The 18,382-nt window shown below is 72.0% G+C and carries 13 protein-coding genes; 7 read left to right on the top strand and 6 right to left on the bottom strand.

Annotation, left to right across the window (positions count from 1 at the left end; translation table 11 throughout):
- Window positions 1–66: 66 nt before the first annotated feature.
- From trpB to lgt, 4 genes are all read left to right on the top strand, one after another.
- A complete protein-coding gene (trpB, locus tag ACIRDU_RS01520) occupies window positions 67–1,350 on the top strand; it encodes a tryptophan synthase subunit beta (protein ID WP_403572847.1) in 1,284 nt (427 codons plus the stop codon).
- Window positions 1,347–2,165, top strand: coding sequence for a tryptophan synthase subunit alpha (gene trpA, locus ACIRDU_RS01515; protein ID WP_403572844.1), 819 nt, complete (start codon window positions 1,347–1,349; stop codon window positions 2,163–2,165). Before trpB ends, trpA begins: the two co-directional genes overlap by 4 nt.
- A gap of 86 nt (window positions 2,166–2,251) precedes the next feature.
- Window positions 2,252–3,028: a DsbA family protein gene (locus tag ACIRDU_RS01510; protein WP_403572841.1), complete on the top strand. Its 777-nt coding sequence runs from the start codon at window positions 2,252–2,254 to the stop codon at window positions 3,026–3,028.
- A gap of 84 nt (window positions 3,029–3,112) precedes the next feature.
- Window positions 3,113–4,060: a prolipoprotein diacylglyceryl transferase gene (gene lgt / locus ACIRDU_RS01505; protein WP_403572838.1), complete on the top strand. Its 948-nt coding sequence runs from the start codon at window positions 3,113–3,115 to the stop codon at window positions 4,058–4,060.
- Between the two features lie 61 nt (window positions 4,061–4,121).
- Here the strand turns inward: lgt and ACIRDU_RS01500 are convergent, their stop codons facing one another.
- Genes ACIRDU_RS01500 through ACIRDU_RS01475 form a run of 6 tightly spaced genes read right to left on the bottom strand, consistent with a single transcriptional unit; the run spans window position 4,122 to window position 10,895 of the window.
- On the bottom strand, window positions 4,122–4,937 hold the full coding sequence (locus tag ACIRDU_RS01500; RefSeq protein ID WP_403572836.1) for an HpcH/HpaI aldolase/citrate lyase family protein: 816 nt from the start codon (window positions 4,935–4,937) through the stop codon (window positions 4,122–4,124).
- Window positions 4,934–6,133, bottom strand: coding sequence for a CaiB/BaiF CoA transferase family protein (locus ACIRDU_RS01495; protein WP_403572834.1), 1,200 nt, complete (start codon window positions 6,131–6,133; stop codon window positions 4,934–4,936). Before ACIRDU_RS01495 ends, ACIRDU_RS01500 begins: the two co-directional genes overlap by 4 nt.
- The gene (locus ACIRDU_RS01490; RefSeq protein ID WP_403572831.1) at window positions 6,130–7,488 is read right to left on the bottom strand and encodes an ADP-ribosylglycohydrolase family protein; all 1,359 of its coding nucleotides are present in this window, start codon (window positions 7,486–7,488) and stop codon (window positions 6,130–6,132) included. The genes ACIRDU_RS01495 and ACIRDU_RS01490 overlap by 4 nt, the downstream gene beginning before the upstream one ends.
- Window positions 7,476–8,645, bottom strand: coding sequence for an ADP-ribosylglycohydrolase family protein (locus ACIRDU_RS01485; protein WP_403572829.1), 1,170 nt, complete (start codon window positions 8,643–8,645; stop codon window positions 7,476–7,478). The genes ACIRDU_RS01490 and ACIRDU_RS01485 overlap by 13 nt, the downstream gene beginning before the upstream one ends.
- A 7-nt stretch (window positions 8,646–8,652) precedes the next feature.
- The gene (locus ACIRDU_RS01480; protein WP_403572826.1) at window positions 8,653–9,891 is read right to left on the bottom strand and encodes an ADP-ribosylglycohydrolase family protein; all 1,239 of its coding nucleotides are present in this window, start codon (window positions 9,889–9,891) and stop codon (window positions 8,653–8,655) included.
- Entirely contained in the window at window positions 9,888–10,895 is a 1,008-nt protein-coding gene (locus tag ACIRDU_RS01475; protein ID WP_403572824.1) for an ADP-ribosylglycohydrolase family protein, read from the bottom strand. Before ACIRDU_RS01475 ends, ACIRDU_RS01480 begins: the two co-directional genes overlap by 4 nt.
- Window positions 10,896–11,110: 215 nt before the next feature.
- Here ACIRDU_RS01475 and ACIRDU_RS01470 point away from each other — a divergent pair, with 215 nt between their 5' ends.
- From ACIRDU_RS01470 to ACIRDU_RS01460, 3 genes are all read left to right on the top strand, one after another.
- Entirely contained in the window at window positions 11,111–11,842 is a 732-nt protein-coding gene (locus ACIRDU_RS01470) for a VIT1/CCC1 transporter family protein (RefSeq protein ID WP_403572822.1), read from the top strand.
- Between the two features lie 414 nt (window positions 11,843–12,256).
- Window positions 12,257–16,855, top strand: a complete 4,599-nt coding sequence (gene gltB, locus ACIRDU_RS01465; protein WP_403572820.1) for a glutamate synthase large subunit — start codon at window positions 12,257–12,259, stop codon at window positions 16,853–16,855.
- Window positions 16,848–18,311, top strand: coding sequence for a glutamate synthase subunit beta (locus ACIRDU_RS01460; RefSeq protein ID WP_403572818.1), 1,464 nt, complete (start codon window positions 16,848–16,850; stop codon window positions 18,309–18,311). Before gltB ends, ACIRDU_RS01460 begins: the two co-directional genes overlap by 8 nt.
- Window positions 18,312–18,382: the final 71 nt, after the last annotated feature.

Genomic DNA, 18,382 nt, shown 5'->3' with positions numbered 1-18,382 from the left:
CGACAAACGATCCCCGCCCCCACGGCGACCAGTGCACTCCACACACACTCACCGTGAGGTATCCGCATGCCCAGCCAGTTCTTCATCCCCGACCCCGAGGGTCGAACCCCCAACCCCGAAGGCTACTTCGGGGCCTTCGGCGGCAAGTTCATCCCCGAGGCCCTCGTGGCAGCCGTCGACGAGGTGGCCGTCGAGTACGACAAGGCCAAGCACGACCCCGAGTTCGCCAAGGAACTCGACGACCTCCTGGTCAACTACACCGGCCGCCCCAGCTCCCTCACAGAGGTACCCCGCTTCGCCGAGCACGCCGGAGGCGCCCGCGTCTTCCTCAAGCGCGAGGACCTGAACCACACCGGCTCCCACAAGATCAACAACGTCCTCGGCCAGGCCCTGCTCACCAAGCGCATGGGCAAGACCCGGGTCATCGCCGAGACGGGCGCGGGCCAGCACGGCGTGGCCACGGCCACCGCCTGCGCGCTGTTCGGTCTCGAGTGCACGATCTACATGGGCGAGATCGACACCCGGCGCCAGGCCCTCAACGTGGCCCGCATGCGCATGCTCGGCGCCGAGGTCATCGCCGTGAAGTCCGGCAGCCGCACGCTGAAGGACGCCATCAACGAGGCCTTCCGCGACTGGGTCGCCAACGTCGACCACACCCACTACCTCTTCGGCACCGTCGCCGGACCGCACCCCTTCCCGGCGATGGTCCGCGACTTCCACCGGGTCATCGGCGTCGAGACCCGCCGGCAGCTCCTGGAGCGGGCCGGGCGCCTCCCCGACGCGGCCGTCGCCTGCGTCGGCGGCGGCTCCAACGCCATCGGCCTCTTCCACGCCTTCATCCCGGACACGGATGTCCGCCTCATCGGCTGCGAGCCGGCGGGGCACGGCGTGGAGTCCGGCGAGCACGCGGCGACCCTCACCGCGGGCGAGCCCGGCATCCTGCACGGCTCGCGCTCCTACGTCCTCCAGGACGAGGAGGGCCAGATCACCGAGCCGTACTCGATCTCGGCCGGTCTGGACTACCCGGGCATCGGCCCGGAGCACTCGTACCTGAAGGACTCCGGCCGCGGCGAGTACCGCGCGGTCACCGACGACGCGGCGATGCAGGCCCTGCGCCTGCTGTCGCGCACCGAGGGCATCATCCCGGCCATCGAGAGCGCCCACGCGCTGGCCGGCGCCCTGGAGGTCGGCAGGGAACTGGGCGAGGACGGGCTGATCGTGGTCAACCTGTCCGGCCGCGGCGACAAGGACATGGACACCGCCGCCCGCTACTTCGGCCTGTACGACACCGACGCCGAGGTCGCCGAGGACGCCTCCGGCACCGCCGAGATCGAGGGGGACGCCAAGTGAGCGGGAACATCCGGTTGTTGAGCGACACCCTCGCCGCCGCCAAGTCCGAAGGGCGCGCCGCGCTCATCGCCTACCTCCCGGCCGGGTTCCCGACCGTGGACGGCGGCATCGACGCGATCAAGGCCGTCATCGACGGCGGCGCCGACGTGGTCGAGGTGGGCCTGCCGCACAGCGACCCCGTCCTCGACGGCCCCGTCATCCAGACCGCCGACGACATCGCCCTGCGCGGCGGCGTCAAGATCGCCGACGTGATGCGCACGGTCCGCGAGGCCCACGCGGCCACCGGCAAGCCCATCCTCGTCATGACGTACTGGAACCCCATCGACCGCTACGGCGTCGAGCGGTTCACCGCCGAGCTCGCCGAGGCGGGCGGCGCCGGGTGCATCCTGCCCGACCTGCCCGTGCAGGAGTCGGAGCTGTGGAGGGAGCACGCGGACAAGCACGGGCTCGCCACCGTCTTCGTCGTCGCGCCGAGCAGCAAGGACGAGCGGCTCGCGCAGATCACCGCGGCGGGCAGCGGCTTCGTCTACGCCGCCTCCCTCATGGGCGTCACCGGCACCCGTGCGACCGTCAGCTCGCAGGCCCAGGACCTGGTGGAACGCACCCGGGCCACCGGCACCGGCCTGCCCGTCTGCGTGGGGCTCGGCGTCTCCAACGCCACGCAGGCCGCCGAGGTCGCGGGCTTCGCCGACGGCGTGATCGTCGGCTCGGCCTTCGTCAAGGCGATGCTGGACGCCCCGGACGAGGCGGCCGGTCGTGAAGCCGTGCGCGCGCTCGCGGGCGACCTCGCCAAGGGCGTGCGCGGACAGGCGTAAGAAGGCGGGAAGTCATACAGGTCCCTCGTACGGGTGGACCTGGGGCCGGGGAGGCGCGGTGCGCCTCCCCGGTTCGTTTCCGGGGTGTGAGCGAGAAGAACCGTGAGGGAAAGCGCACCGCCCGGGAGAAGCTGGCGGTCGAGCGCGAGAAGCAGAAGTCCGCGGACAAGCGCCGCCGCGCGCTGGTCGTGGGCGGCGCTGTCGTCGCCGTCCTGGGACTCGCGGCGGTGATCGGCGTCGTCGCGGCCAACGCCGGCAAGGACGACGGCGGCGAGGCGTCGGGCCCGGTCGTGGCGCCCTCGGGAGCCCAGGGCAAGGACGGTCTGGCCATCCCGGTAGGCAAGGACAGCGCCAAGTCCACGCTCACGGTGTGGGAGGACTTCCGCTGCCCGGCCTGCAAGTCGTTCGAGACGGCGTACCGGCCGGTGATCCACGAGCTGACCGACGCCGGCCGGCTGAAGGTCGAGTACCACCTGGTCACCCTGATCGACGGCAACATGCGCGGCACGGGCTCCCGCAACGCGGCCAACGCCGCGGCCTGCGCCCAGGACGCCGGGAAGTTCCCCGCGTACCACGACGTGCTCTTCGACAACCAGCCCCCGGAAGTCGACGACGCCTACGCGGGCAACGCCAAGCTGATCGAGCTGGCCGGCAAGGTCGACGGCCTGAACACCCCCGCCTTCCGCACCTGCGTCGAGAAGGGCACGCACAACGGCTGGGTCGCCAAGTCCCACCAGGCCTTCAACAAGGGCGGCTTCTCCGGCACGCCCACCGTGCTGTTCGACGGCGAGAACATCTACCAGGACCGGACGATGACCCCGGCCAAGCTGAAGCGGATGGTGCAGGAGGCGAGCAAGGGGTGAGGGTCGTTCTCACGTCCCCGTTATGGACCCGTAGCCGGGCTGCCTGCCGCGCGCCCGGCGCGGCACGGTAGCGTCGACCCTGCCATGGAACTTGCCTTCATTCCCAGCCCGTCGCGCGGGGTGCTGTACCTCGGCCCCATTCCGCTGCGCGGCTACGCGTTCTGCATCATCATCGGCGTCTTCGTTGCCGTCTGGCTCGGCAACAAGCGCTGGATCGCCCGGGGCGGGCGGGCCGGCACGGTGGCCGACATCGCTGTCTGGGCCGTGCCCTTCGGCCTGGTCGGCGGCCGGCTCTACCACGTGATCACGGACTACGAGCTGTACTTCAGCGAGGGCCGTGACTGGGTGGACGCCTTCAAGATCTGGGAAGGCGGCCTCGGCATCTGGGGCGCGATCGCACTGGGCGCGCTGGGCGCGTGGATCGGCTGCCGGCGCCGGGGCATCCCCTTGCCCGCCTACGCCGACGCCGTCGCGCCGGGCATCGCCTTCGCCCAGGCGATCGGCCGCTGGGGCAACTGGTTCAACCAGGAGCTGTACGGCAAGCCCACCGATCTGCCGTGGGCCCTGGAGATCACCTCCTCGTCGGACGGGCGGGTGCCGGGCACGTACCACCCGACGTTCCTGTACGAGTCGCTGTGGTGCATCGGCGTGGCGTTCCTGGTCATCTGGGCGGACCGCCGCTTCCGGCTCGGACACGGCCGGGCGTTCGCGCTGTACGTCGCCGCGTACTGCACGGGCCGGGCGTGGATCGAGTACATGCGGGTCGACGACGCCCACCACATCCTGGGCGTCCGGCTGAACGTCTGGACCGCGATCCTCGTGTTCCTGCTCGCGGTGACGTACCTGGTGCTGTCGGCGAAGAAGCGGCCCGGGCGGGAGGACGTCGTGGAGCCGGGTGCCGCCCCCTCCGGTGACGAGACCGGCAGCGGCGAGAAGTCCGACGACGCCGGCAAGGACGACGAGGCCGTCGGCGAGACCGACGCCGAGGCGGACGCGGCCAGGAACGAGGCCGGGTCGGGGAAGAAGACCTGACGGCCTGCCCTGTGTGACGGTCCGAGAGCGCCCGCGGAGATTCCCGGGCGCTCTCGGCATGTCAGCGGCGGCGTGCCAGGGACAGGGTGCGCTGGGCCGCCGTCACCACCGCCGCGTCGATGAAACGGCCGTCCGGGAGGGCCTGGGCGCCCCGCTCCGCCGCGGCCGCCTTGATCACCGTCTCCGCCTGCTCGATCTCCGCCTCGGTGGGCAGATAGGCGCGTTCGATCACCGGGAGCTGGCGGGGGTGGATCGCGGCGCGGCCGAGGAAGCCCAGGGCGCGGCCGTGGGCGCAGGAGGCGGCCAGCGCGTCCAGGTCGCGGGTGTCCGGGTGGACGGACTGGGACGGCGGGGGCAGACCGGCGGCCCGGGCCGCCACCACCACCCGGGAGCGGGGCCAGTCGAGGCCCGAGTCGTCGCGTACGCCGAGGTCGGCCCGCAGGTCGGCCTCCCCGAGCGCGATGCCGCGCAGGTGCGGGTGGGCGCCGGCGATGGCGTAGGCCTGCTCCACGGCGAGGGCCGTCTCCAGCAGGGCGTACAGATCGGCCCGAGCGGCCCGGCGTGCCACGTGGATGACCTCGGCCGGTGAGGTGATCTTGGGCAGGCGGAGGCCGGAGAGCCCGGGAGCCCGGGCCAGGGCCGCGATGTCCTGCTCACCCCAGGGGCCGTCCAGGGGGTTGACGCGTACGTGGACCGGGACGGCCGGCGGGTCTTCGAGGAGGTCGGCGGTGGCGGCGCGGGCGTAGGCCTTGCGGCCCGGGGCGACCGCGTCCTCCAGGTCGACGACGACCACGTCGGCGCCGCAGGTGAGGGCCTTCGCCACCACGTCGGGGCGGTCGCCCGGGGCGTAGAGCCAGGTGAGCGGGAACGCCGTCACAGGGCGCCCTCCGCACGCAGCGCCGTGAGGTCGGCCGGTGTGAGGCCCAGTTCGGTGAGGACCTCTTCGGTGTCCGCGCCGTGCGGGCGGCCGGCCCAGCGGATCGCGCCGGGCGTGGCGGAGAGCCGGAACAGGACGTTCTGCATGCGCAGCGGGCCGAGTTCGGGGTCGTCGACCGTGGTGATGGTGCCGAGGGCCTGGTACTGCGGGTCCGCCATCACGTCCCGGACGTCCTGGACGGGGGCCACCGCCGCCTCCGCCTTCTCGAAGGCGGCCATGACGTCGCCGCGGGTGCGCGCGGCGATCCAGCCGCCGACCGCCTCGTCCAGGACGTCGGCGTGGCGGGCGCGGTCGGCGCCCGAGGCGAACCAGGGCTCGTCGATCAGTTCCGGGCGGCCGACCAGGTGCATCACGCGTTCCGCGACCGACTGGGCCGAGGTGGAGACGGCGACCCAGGTGCCGTCCGCGGTGCGGTAGACGCCGCGCGGGGCGTTGTTGGGGGAGCGGTTGCCGGTGCGGGGTTGGACGTGGCCGAGCTGGTCGTACCAGAGGGGCTGGGGGCCGAGGGCGGCCAGGATCGGTTCGATCAGGGCCAAGTCGACGACCTGGCCCTCGCCGGTGTGCTCGCGGGCCGCGAGCGCCGTCATCACCGCGTACGCCGTCGTCAGGCCCGCGATGGAGTCGGCCAGGCCGAACGGCGGGAGGGTCGGGGGCGCGTCCGGTTCGCCGGTGATCGCGGCGAAGCCGCTCATCGCCTCGGCGAGGGTGCCGAAGCCGGGGCGGTGCGCGGAGGGGCCGAACTGGCCGAAGCCGGTGACGCGGGCGAGCACCAGCCGGGGGTTGACGGCCGACAGCTCCGCCCAGCCGAGGTCCCACTTCTCCAGGGTGCCGGGGCGGAAGTTCTCGATGACCACGTCGGCGGTCTCGGCCAGGCGCAGGAGGGTGGAGCGGCCGCCGGGCTTCGACAGGTCGAGGGTCATGGTGCGCTTGTTGCGGCCGAGCGTCTTCCACCACAGGCCCACGCCGTCCTTCGAAGGGCCGTGGCCGCGGGAGGGGTCCGGCTTCTTCGGGTGCTCGATCTTGACGACCTCGGCGCCGAAGTCGCCGAGCAGGGTGGCGGCCATCGGGCCGGCGAAGAGGGTGGCGAGGTCGAGGACGCGGAGGCCGGTGAGGGGCGCGGTCGTGGGCGCGGTCATGGGCGGTGGGTCTCCCGGTGCGTGAGGTGGGCGAGGGTGTCGAAGCCGATGCCGTTGAAGTCGCCGACGGACGTCGCCAGCCGGTTCTTCAGGGGCGCCGTCCAGCGGTCGGGAAGCGCCGCGGGGTGTCCGGCCAGCAGGCCGGCGATGCCGCCGGCCGTCGCGCCGACTGAGTCGGTGTCCCAGCCGCCGCTCACGGCACGGCAGACGGAGCCGGCGAAGTCGCCGTTCGCATGGGTGAGGGCGGCGGCGATCAGGGCGGTGTTGGGGACGGCGTGCACCCAGTGGACGGTGCCGTGGAGGGCGTGGAGTGCGTCGACGACCGTGTCGAAGTCCTCGTGCTCGTGCGCCAGTCGGACGGCCTGGCGGACGGCCCGGGCCAGGCGGGAGCGTGGGGGGACGACGGTGAGGCCGGTGCGCAGACAGGTGTGGATGTCATGTGCGCCGGTCGCCGCCGTCGCGATGGTGGCCGCCGCGAACATCGCCGCGTAGACGCCGTTGGCGGTGTGGGTGAGGGTGGCGTCCCGGTGGGCCTGTTCGGCGGCCGCGGCCGGGTCGCCGGGGTTGGTCCAGCCGTGGACGTCGGCGCGGATCAGGGCGCCGATCCATTCGCGGAAGGGGTTGCGGTGGCGGGCGGTGTGCGGGGGCTCCAGGCCGGAGAGGAGGTTGCGGTAGGCGATGCGCTCGGCGGTGAACGTGCGGCCGGCGGGGAGTTCGTCGAGCCAGGTCCGGGCTACGTCCGTGGTGGTGAAGGTCCTGCCGTGGCGTTGCAGGAGGACGAGGTTGAGGAGGGGGTAGTTGAGGTCGTCGTCCTCGGGCATGCCGTCGATGTTCTCGGCGAGGGAGGTGCCTGCCGAGCGGCGGTTCCAAGGGTGTTGCCGCAGGAGGTCCTCGGGGACGCCCCGGGCGGTGAAGTAGGTGGTGAGGGGCCAGTTGCCGGTGGCCCTGGCGAGTCGGCGGATGGCGTCGAGGGGGAGCTTCTCGACCGGTTTGCCCAGGAGGCAGCCGGTGGCTCTGCCCAGCCAGGCGGCTTCGAGGCGCTGCGGGGTCGTGGCCGGGATGCCCGAGGGCTCGGGCCAATCGGGGCAGGCGGATCTGACCCTCTCCAGGTCCGTCGGTTCGTCGTCGGCCAGCGCGCTCGGGAGGTCGGCCAGTTCGTCCAGGAGGTCTTCGGCCAGTTGGCGGAGGTAACGGGAGGCGGGGGTGGGGGACGCGCCCGCGGTGGCCGGGGCCTCCGGTCCGCCTGCCGCTCGCCAGCGGGCCGCGATCGCCTTCGGCTCGCGGCCGTCCTGCGCCGCCTGGCGGAGTTCGTGGCCGATCAGGTCCTCCGGCTGGACCCAGGTCAGTCGGAGCATTCCTGGCCTCCGAGCAAGGCGAAGGCGTGCTCGTGGGCGCGGCGGCGGGCCACGTCACGGGTGAAGATCTCGCGGGTGACGGCGGTGAGGGTGGCCGCCGGTTCCCAGAGGTCAAGTCGGCTCGCCTCCGCGACCGATTTCGCCCAGTCCTCCGGGACCGGGGAGCCCAGGGCGCCTGCCAGCGCGCCGGCCATCGTGGCGATGGAGTCGCAGTCGCGGCCGTAGTTCACCGCGCCGAGGACCGCGTGGCGGTAGTCGCCCCGCGCCACGAGCACCATGCCCAGCGCGACCGGGAGTTCCTCGATCGAGTGGAGGCGGGAGGGGCGGCGGGCGCCGAGCGAGGGGGCGCGGTAGTCGGGGCCCACCGTGTCGTAGGGGGCCACCGCCTCCCGCAGAGGGCGCAGTGCCGACTCGAATTCCGTGTGGCGGGACGCCTCCTCGCAGACCCGCTCGATCGCGGTCCGGGTGCCGTCCTTCGCGAGGGAGAGGCACGTCGAGACGACCGAGTCCGGGCTCGCGCCGGGCGTGCACGCCGCCGCCACCGCCGCGGCCAGCACACCCGCCGCCTCACGGCCGTACGACGACTGGTGCGCGCCGGCGATGTCGAGGGCCTCGGCGTACGCGGCCCGTGGGTCGGCCGCGTTGACCAGGCCGACCGGGGCCGTGTACATCGCCGCGCCGCAGTTGACGATGTTGCCGGTGCCGGCCTCGCGCGGGTCGGCATGGCCGTAGTGGATCCTCGTCACCAGCCACTTCTCGGCCAGGAAGATCCGCTGGAGGGGGAGGGCCTCGGTCTGCAGTTCCGGGATCCAGCGCGGCTCGGTCATCAGGTCCGGGACCAGGTGGTCGGCGATCGCGTAGGCGTCGAGGTGGTCGCGGACCTGGGCGTAGACGCGGACCAGGGCGTGGGTCATCAGGGTGTCGTCGGTGACGTGGCCGTCGCCCTTGTGATACGGGGCGAGGGGGCGGGCGGTGCGCCAGTCGTCGCCGTGCCAGGGTCCGACGATGCCGTGGACGCGGCCGCCGTGGCGTTCGACGATCTGCTCGGGGGAGTAGCCCTCGACGGGGCCGCCGAGAGCGTCGCCGACCGCGGCGCCTACGAGGGCGCCCGTGATCCGCTCGTCCAGAGAGGCGTTTTGGTGTGGTTTGGGCTGCATGGCCGCATCATCCACCCGGGCGGGCCGGTTGTGCGGCTTCCAGGAGCTCGGCGAGTTCCACGAGGTCCGTGCCGGTGAGGCGGGGGAGGACGCAGCCGGAGAGGGTGCGGCAGGTCTCCCGCCAGGAGGCGGGGATCGAGGCGCCGCCGCCGAGGGCGCCGGTGAGGGCGCCCGCCAGGGCCGGCGCGGAGTCCGCGACCCGGGAGAGGCAGGCCGCGGCGGGGATCGCCTCCGCGACGCGCCCGCGCGCGGCGGTGGCCAGGGCGAGGGCGACCGGGACCGTTTCGGCGGCGGCGATGCCGTAGCTGTAGACGTGGTCGACGATCTGGTGCTCCAGGGGCGGGACCAGGGCGAAGGCGCCGTGCGCGTCGGCGGCGAGCTTCAGGGCGTGCCGGGCGTTGCGGCCGATCTCCGTCTGCTCGGGGAGTTCGGCCAGGGCCGCCGTGACGCAGGCGTCGACGTGTGCGCCGGCCAGGGCGAGGGCGAGCGCCGCCGCCATCGCGCGGGCACCGTGTACGCCGTCTCCGTCCTGCGTGTACCGGGCGTCGAACTCGGCGAGGTCGGCGGCGCGCCGGGGGTCGCCGGGGTGGGCCACGGCCAGGACGCAGGCGCGTACGCAGGCGGCGTCGTCGAAGTAGTGCGGGTTGTCGTGGCCGGTGGCGGGCGGGCGCAGGCCGGTGGCGAGGTTGCCGAGGCCGGCGCGGACGGAGATGCGGGCGCGCAGCGGGAGGACGGCGGATTCGATCTCGGGGGCGCGGTCCGCTGCGGCGGCCACCTCGCTCGCGATGGCGTTCCAGGTGAGGTCGATCGCGGCTCGGGTGCGGCGTTCCCGGCTGAGGTCGTTCAGGACGGTGTCGTCGCCTGCGCGCAGGAGGGCTTCCGCGGCGAAGGCGGCCCACTCGGCGTCGTCGGAGGGGCCGAGGCGGAGCGGCTCGGAGGGCTGGTTCAGGGCGATGGGGACGGGGAGGGTGGTCGTGGCGTTGTGCTCGGCGAAGGTGTCCAGTTCGCGGGTGAGGCGGCGGGTCCAGTCGGGCATGCGGGCGGCTCTGTGGCGGGCGGCGGGCCAGCCTGCGGCGTCACCGGCGGCTAGTCCGAGCAGGAGGCCTTCGGTCCTTCTTGTGGTCTCGGCTTCGCCTTCGGCCTGTTCGTCCGCCGCCCGCGCACCGCCCGTAACCGTCACCCGGGGGGTCCTGGTCTTCCGTGGGGCGGCTTCGCCGTCGGCGGCTTCCACTTCGTACGTCGTCATGAGACAACCTCCGCCGGGGTCAGCAGGTCCGCCACGTCCAGGACGTGGTAGCCCGCCATCGCCGGGAGGCATCTGCCGTGGACCGGGCCGATGGGGGTCGCCCAGGCCCGCGGGATCGCCGACACTCCACGCGTCGCACCCGCCAGCGCCCCCGCCACCGCTGCCGTCGTGTCCGCGTCGCGGCCCATGTTCACCGCTGTCAGGACGGACTGCTCGAAGTCGCCGTCCGCCGCCGCGTACGCGCCGAAGGCGAGGGCGACCGCCTCGGGGGCCAGGTCGGTCCAGGGGTAGCCGCCGATGACGACCGCGGAGCGGACCGCTCGTTCGCCGCGGTGGGCGACGGTCACCGCGCGGCGCAGGCTGCGGGCCGTCCAGGAGTCGTCGGGTACGACCGCGAGGGCCGCGGCCACCACCGCGGTGGACGGGGCGCCCGCCATTGCCGCCGCGACGCCCGCCGCCACCGCCTGGCCGCCGTAGATGCCCTCGCCGTCATGGCTGACCGAGCCGTCGATCGCGACCAGCCGGGCCGCCTCCGCCGGGCGGCCCGCCGCGAAGACGCCGAAGGGGGCCGCGCGCATGGCCAGGCCGTCGCTCCAGGCGTGCCGGTGCTGGGCGGAGATCGGGGCGGCCAGGCCCCGGCGCAGGTTCTCCAGGGTGCCGCGTTCGCTGAAGCCGGCGCCCCGGAAGCGGCCCTCGTCGCGGTCGGCGATCCACTCGTGCCAGGCCGCTTCCACATGGGCCGTGGTGAGCGAGGAGCCGTGCCGGGCCAGGAGGAGGCCGGAGAAGATCGCGTACTCGGTGTCGTCGGTGCCCGCCGGCTTCTCGGCGACGTACCCGGTGATCCGGCCCCACCGCGCGCGGATCTCGGAGGGCTTCATGTTCTCGGCCGGGGCCCCGAGCGCGTCACCGACGGCCAGGCCCAGCAGCGCGCCGCGGGCCCGTTCGCGAAGCCCGGCGGCGTCCCCGGGTGCCGGGACGGAGGGGATGCAGGCGATCGATGCCATACGGCATGTGTCCCACTCCGTTGACTCCGACGAGCCTCGAGAGCCCCAGCATCACCCGGTCGACATCTGCGCACACTGATGATCAAGTGAGCGCGAAACGGTGAAACCGCAGGTTAGCGCAGCCTTTCCTTGCTGGCGGCGAGGAAATCCGAGGCGTAGTTTTGGCGTTGTAAAACTCTGGAATCTGTCCAAAGAACGGGGAGTGGGGATCTTCCATGGCCATCATCGAGACCGAGGCGACGCTGCACGAGGCGCACCGGGACAACCACACGCACCGGGACGTGAACGGCGGCTGGCTGCGTCCCGCGGTGTTCGGTGCGATGGACGGTCTCGTCTCCAACCTCGCTCTGATGACCGGTGTCGCCGGCGGGGCGGTGGGTCAGCACACCGTCGTCCTCAGCGGACTCGCGGGTCTGGCGGCCGGCGCCTTCTCCATGGCCGCCGGCGAGTACACCTCCGTCGCCTCGCAGCGCGAGCTCGTCGAGGCCGAGCTGGACGTGGAGCGGCGCCAGCTGCGCAAGCACCCCAAGGACGAGGAGGCGGAGCTCGCCGCGCTCTACGAGTCGAGAGGCGTCGAGCCGCACCTGGCCCGCGAGGTGGCCCGGCAGCTGTCGGAGGATCCCGAGCAGGCCCTGGAGATCCACGCCCGCGAGGAACTGGGCATCGACCCCGGCGACCTGCCCTCGCCCACCGTGGCCGCGGTGTCCAGCTTCGGCTCCTTCGCGCTGGGCGCGCTCATTCCCGTCCTGCCCTATCTGCTGGGGGCGAGCAGCATGTGGCCGGCCGTGCTGCTGGCGCTGCTCGGGCTCTTCCTGTGCGGTGCGGTGGTGGCCAAGGTGACGGCGCGCACCTGGTGGTACAGCGGGCTGCGGCAGCTGCTCCTGGGAGGCGCGGCGGCCGGTGTGACGTACGCCCTGGGCACCTTGTTCGGAACGGCCGTAGGATAGCGCGGCTCGGACCTATGCAAGAGGCTGCATAGGTAGTCGTTACTCGTTGGTTTCGGATGTGCGACCACCGGGCATGAGCCGTAAGCGCTGCGGGCAATGACGCTCGCCGCGCACCCCTGGCGGGTTGGGCGAAGGCGCCCGTCCCGCCCCTCGGCCCGGCGGAAGGCGATCTGACCCGATCGATCCGCGCGGTCCCTCCATAGCTTCCACTGCTGGCGCGGCACCCCCACCGCGAACCCGCAGTGTCCGCATGCTGGAACGGATTATCCCGGTTCCCGAGAACCGCTCCATCATGTAACCTGCACGAAATTTTGCGATCACGCGAGGGCCAACGTCGTCCCTCGGCACTTGCTCCCCCAGAGCCTTAAGGGCCTGGGAGGTGCCCCCAGCCACCTGACGACGACGGGAGAGCCGATGCGTACGCCGCGCCAGCCGTCCCAGCACTCCGCGAATGGCCAGAACTGGTCGTTCATGGATGCTCGCCCTGCTGCGCAGGGTATGTACGACCCCCGCAACGAGCACGACGCCTGCGGCGTCGGCTTCGTCGCCACCCTCACCGGCGAGGCGTCCCACACCCTGGTCGAGCAGGCTCTGACCGTCCTGCGCAACCTCGAACACCGCGGTGCCACCGGCTCCGAGCCCGACTCCGGCGACGGCGCCGGCATCCTGTCGCAGGTCCCGGACGCCTTCTTCCGTGACGTGGCCGGATTCGAACTGCCCGACGCCGGTTCCTACGCCGTCGGTATCGCCTTCCTGCCGGAGGACTCCACCGCCGACGCGGTCTCGCAGATCGAGACGATCGCGTCCGACGAGGGACTGACCGTCCTCGGCTGGCGCGAGGTGCCGGTCGCTCCCCAGCTGCTGGGTGCCACCGCCCGGTCGACCATGCCGGTCTTCCGCCAGATCTTCGTCAGTGACGGCGCTTCTGAGGGCATCGACCTCGACCGCAAGGCCTTCGTGCTGCGCAAGCGGGCCGAGCGCGAGGCCGGCGTGTACTTCCCGTCGTTGTCCGCACGGACCATCGTCTACAAGGGCATGCTGACCACCGGCCAGTTGGAGCCCTTCTTCCCGGACCTGTCGGACCGCCGCTTCGCCTCCGCGATCGCGCTCGTGCACTCCCGGTTCTCGACGAACACGTTCCCGTCGTGGCCGCTGGCCCACCCGTACCGCTTCGTCGCGCACAACGGTGAGATCAACACCGTCAAGGGCAACCGCAACTGGATGGTCGCCCGCGAGTCGCAGCTCGTCTCCGATCTGTTCGGCTCCGACGACAAGGCCATCGACCGGATCTTCCCGGTCTGCACGCCGGACGCCTCCGACTCCGCCTCCTTCGACGAGGTCCTCGAACTCCTGCACCTGGGCGGCCGTTCCCTGCCGCACTCCGTGCTGATGATGATCCCGGAGGCGTGGGAGAACCACGACTCCATGGACCCGGCCCGGCGCGCCTTCTACCAGTTCCACTCCACGATGATGGAGCCCTGGGACGGCCCGGCGTGTGTCACCTTCACCGACGGCACCCAGGTCGGCGCGGTCCTCGACCGCAACGGCCTGCGCCCCGGCCGCTACTGGGTCACCGACGACGGCCTCGTCGTCCTCGGCTCCGAGGTCGGCGTCCTGGACATCGACCCCTCCAAGGTCGTCCGCAAGGGCCGCCTCCAGCCCGGCCGCATGTTCCTCGTGGACACCGCCGAGCACCGCATCATCGAGGACGACGAGATCAAGGCCGAGCTCGCCGCCGAGAACCCCTACGCGGAGTGGGTCGAGGCCGGCGAGATCGAGCTGTCCGACCTGCCCGAGCGCGAGCACATCGTGCACACGCACGCCTCGGTCACCCGCCGCCAGCAGACCTTCGGCTACACCGAGGAGGAGCTGCGCGTCATCCTCGCGCCGATGGCCAAGGCCGGTGCCGAGCCGATCGGCTCGATGGGCACCGACTCGCCGATCGCCGCGCTGTCGGACCGCCCGCGGCTGCTCTTCGACTACTTCACGCAGCTGTTCGCGCAGGTCACCAACCCGCCGCTGGACGCCATCCGTGAGGAACTGGTCACCTCCCTGCGCTCCTCGCTGGGCCCGCAGGGCAACCTGCTGGAGCCGTCGGCCGCGTCCTGCCGCAGCGTCCTGCTGCCCTTCCCGGTGATCGACAACGACGAGCTGGCCAAGCTCATCCACATCAACGCCGACGGCGACATGCCCGGCTTCAAGGCCGCGACCCTGTCCGGCCTGTACCGGGTGCACGGCGGCGGTGACGCGCTGGCAGCGCGTATCGACGAGATCTGCGCCGAGGCCGACGCCGCCATCGAGAACGGCGCCCGCCTGATCGTCCTGTCGGACCGCCACTCGGACGCCGAGCACGCGCCGATCCCGTCGCTGCTGCTCACCGCGGCCGTCCACCACCACCTCATCCGCACCAAGCAGCGCACCCAGGTGGGCCTGCTGGTCGAGGCCGGTGACGTCCGCGAGGTCCACCACGTCGCCCTGCTCATCGGCTACGGCGCCGCCGCGGTCAACCCGTACCTGGCGATGGAGTCCGTCGAGGACCTGGTCCGCGCCGGCACCTTCCTGCCCGGCATCGAGCCCGAGCAGGCCATCCGCAACCTGATCTACGCCCTCGGCAAGGGCGTGCTGAAGGTCATGTCCAAGATGGGCATCTCGACCGTCGCCTCCTACCGCGGCGCCCAGGTCTTCGAGGCCGTCGGCCTCGACGAGGCCTTCGTCGCGAAGTACTTCAACGGCACGGCCACCAAGATCGGCGGTGTCGGCATCGACGTCGTCGCCAAGGAGGTCGCCGCCCGGCACGCCAAGGCCTACCCGGCCTCCGGCATCGCCCCGGCGCACCGCGCGCTGGAGATAGGCGGCGAGTACCAGTGGCGCCGTGAGGGCGAGCCGCACCTGTTCGACCCGGAGACCGTCTTCCGCCTCCAGCACTCCACGCGCTCCGGCCGCTACGACATCTTCAAGAAGTACACCGAGCGCGTGAACGAGCAGTCCGAGCGGCTCATGACGCTGCGCGGCCTCTTCGGCTTCAAGTCGGACCGGCAGCCGATCTCCATCGACGAGGTCGAGCCGGTCTCCGAGATCGTCAAGCGCTTCTCCACCGGCGCCATGTCGTACGGCTCCATCTCCCAGGAGGCGCACGAGACCCTCGCCATCGCCATGAACCAGCTGGGCGGCAAGTCCAACACCGGTGAGGGCGGCGAGGACCCGGAGCGCCTGTACGACCCGGCCCGCCGGTCGTCCATCAAGCAGGTCGCCTCCGGCCGCTTCGGCGTGACCTCCGAGTACCTGGTCAACTCCGACGACATCCAGATCAAGATGGCCCAGGGCGCCAAGCCCGGCGAGGGCGGCCAGCTGCCCGGCCACAAGGTCTACCCGTGGGTCGCCAAGACGCGGCACTCGACGCCGGGCGTGGGCCTGATCTCCCCGCCGCCGCACCACGACATCTACTCCATCGAGGACCTGGCCCAGCTGATCCACGACCTGAAGAACGCGAACCCGCAGGCGCGGATTCACGTCAAGCTGGTCTCCGAGGTCGGCGTCGGCACGGTCGCCGCGGGTGTCTCCAAGGCGCACGCGGACGTCGTGCTCATCTCCGGGCACGACGGCGGCACCGGCGCCTCGCCGCTCACCTCGCTCAAGCACGCCGGCGGTCCGTGGGAGCTCGGCCTGGCCGAGACCCAGCAGACCCTGCTGCTCAACGGCCTGCGCGACCGCATCGTCGTGCAGACCGACGGTCAGCTGAAGACCGGCCGTGACGTGGTCATCGCCGCGCTGCTCGGCGCCGAGGAGTTCGGTTTCGCGACCGCGCCGCTCGTCGTCTCCGGCTGCGTCATGATGCGCGTCTGCCACCTGGACACCTGCCCGGTCGGCATCGCCACGCAGAACCCGGTGCTGCGCGAGCGGTACAACGGCAAGGCCGAGTACGTCGTGAACTTCTTCAAGTACATCGCCGAAGAGGTCCGCGAAATCCTCGCCGAGCTGGGCTTCCGCTCCATCGAGGAGGCCGTCGGCCACGCCGAGACCCTGGACGTCACGCGGGCCGTCGACCACTGGAAGGCACAGGGTCTGGACCTGGCGCCGCTGTTCCACGTGCCCGAGCTGCCCGAGGGCGCGGTGCGTCACCAGGTCATCGCGCAGGACCACGGCCTGGAGAAGGCGCTCGACAACCAGCTGATCAAGCTGGCCGCCGACGCCCTCGCCGCGTCCGGCGCCACCGACGCCCAGCCGGTGCGCGCCCAGGTGCAGATCCGCAACATCAACCGCACGGTCGGCACCATGCTCGGCCACGAGGTGACGAAGAAGTTCGGTGGCGCGGGCCTGCCCGACGACACCATCGACATCACCTTCACCGGCTCCGCGGGCCAGTCCTTCGGTGCCTTCGTGCCGCGCGGTGTCACGCTGCGCCTGGAGGGCGACGCCAACGACTACGTCGGCAAGGGCTTGTCCGGCGGCCGGATCGTCGTCCGCCCGGACCGCGCGGCCGACCACCTCGCCGAGTACAGCGTCATCGCCGGCAACACCATCGGCTACGGCGCCACCGGCGGCGAGATGTTCCTGCGCGGCAAGGTCGGCGAGCGGTTCTGCGTCCGCAACTCCGGCGCGACGGTCGTCTCCGAGGGCGTGGGCGACCACGGCTGCGAGTACATGACCGGCGGCCACGCGGTGGTGCTCGGCGAGACGGGCCGCAACTTCGCGGCCGGCATGTCCGGCGGTGTCGCCTACGTGATCGACCTGGACAGCGACAACGTCAACGTCGGCAACCTGGACGCCGTCGAGGCGCTGGACGACACCGACAAGCAGTGGCTGCACGACGTGGTCCGCCGCCACCGGGAGGAGACGGGCTCCACCGTCGCCGAGAAGCTCCTGGCCGAGTGGGACACCGCTGTCGAGCGCTTCAGCAAGATCATCCCCAGCACGTACAAGGCAGTGCTCGCCGCCAAGGACGCCGCCGAGCGAGCCGGTCTCTCCGAGACCGAGACCCACGAGAAGATGATGGAGGCGGCGATCAATGGCTGACCCGAAGGGCTTCCTGAACCACGGGCGCGAGCTCGCCAAGTCCCGCCCCGTCGAGGAGCGCGTCCGGGACTGGAACGAGGTCTACGTTCCCGGCTCGCTGCTGCCCATCATCAGCAAGCAGGCCAGCCGGTGCATGGACTGCGGCATCCCGTTCTGCCACAACGGCTGTCCGCTGGGGAACCTCATCCCCGAGTGGAACGACTACGCCTACCGCGAGGACTGGGCGGCCGCGCAGGAGCGTCTGCACGCCACCAACAACTTCCCGGAGTTCACCGGCCGCCTGTGCCCCGCTCCCTGTGAGTCGGCGTGTGTGCTCGGCATCAACCAGCCGCCGGTCACCATCAAGAACGTCGAGGTCTCGATCATCGACAAGGCGTGGGAGACCGGGGACGTCGCCCCGCAGATCCCCGAGCGCCTGTCCGGCAAGACCGTCGCGGTCATCGGCTCGGGCCCGGCGGGCCTCGCCGCCGCCCAGCAGCTGACCCGCGCCGGCCACACCGTCGCCGTCTACGAACGCGCGGACCGCATCGGAGGCCTCCTCCGCTACGGCATCCCCGAGTTCAAGATGGAGAAGCGGCACATCAACCGCCGTATCGAGCAGATGCGCGCGGAGGGCACCCGCTTCCGCACCGGCATCGAGATCGGCCGCGACCTGAAGGCCACGGACCTGAAGAAGCGCTACGACGCGGTCGTCCTGGCCGTCGGCGCCACCATGGCCCGTGACCTGCCGGTGCCGGGCCGTGAGCTCAAGGGCGTCTACCAGGCCATGGAGTACCTGCCGCTGGCCAACAAGGTCCAGGAGGGCGACTTCGTGGCGCCCCCCATCTCGGCCGAGGGCAAGCACGTCGTGGTCATCGGCGGCGGCGACACCGGCGCGGACTGCGTGGGCACCGCCCACCGCCAGGGCGCGGCCTCCGTCACGCAGCTGGAGATCATGCCCCGCCCGAACGACGAGCGGCACCCGGTCAACCAGCCCTGGCCGACCTTCCCCATGCTGTACAAGGTCACCTCGGCCCACGAGGAGGGCGGCGAGCGGGTCTACTCGGTCTCGACGACCCACTTCGAGGGCGACGAGGACGGCAACGTCCAGTGGCTGCACCTCACCGAGGTGGAGTTCATCGACGGCAAGCTGACCCCGAAGCCGGGCACCGAGCGCAAGATCCCCGCCCAGCTGGTCACCCTCGCCATGGGCTTCACCGGCACCGACCGGGACAACGGCCTGGTCGAGCAGTTCGGCCTGGAGCTCGACGAGCGCGGCAACATCGCCCGCGACGCCGACTTCCAGACCAACGTGCCGGGCGTGTTCGTCGCCGGTGACGCCGGCCGTGGCCAGTCGCTCATCGTCTGGGCGATCGCGGAGGGCCGCTCGGCGGCGCGCGGGGTGGACCGTGCGCTGACGGGTGCGAGCGAGCTGCCGGCACCGATCCGTCCGACGGACCGGGCGCTGATGGTCTGACCGCACCCCACAAGACGTCCCGTACAACGGCGTGCGGAACACAGACGGCGCCTGCCCAACAGTCCCCGACC

The organism is Streptomyces sp. NPDC093598 (assembly GCF_044764825.1).
GTDB lineage: Bacteria > Actinomycetota > Actinomycetes > Streptomycetales > Streptomycetaceae > Streptomyces.
This window is presented reverse-complemented; position numbering and strand designations above follow the sequence as displayed.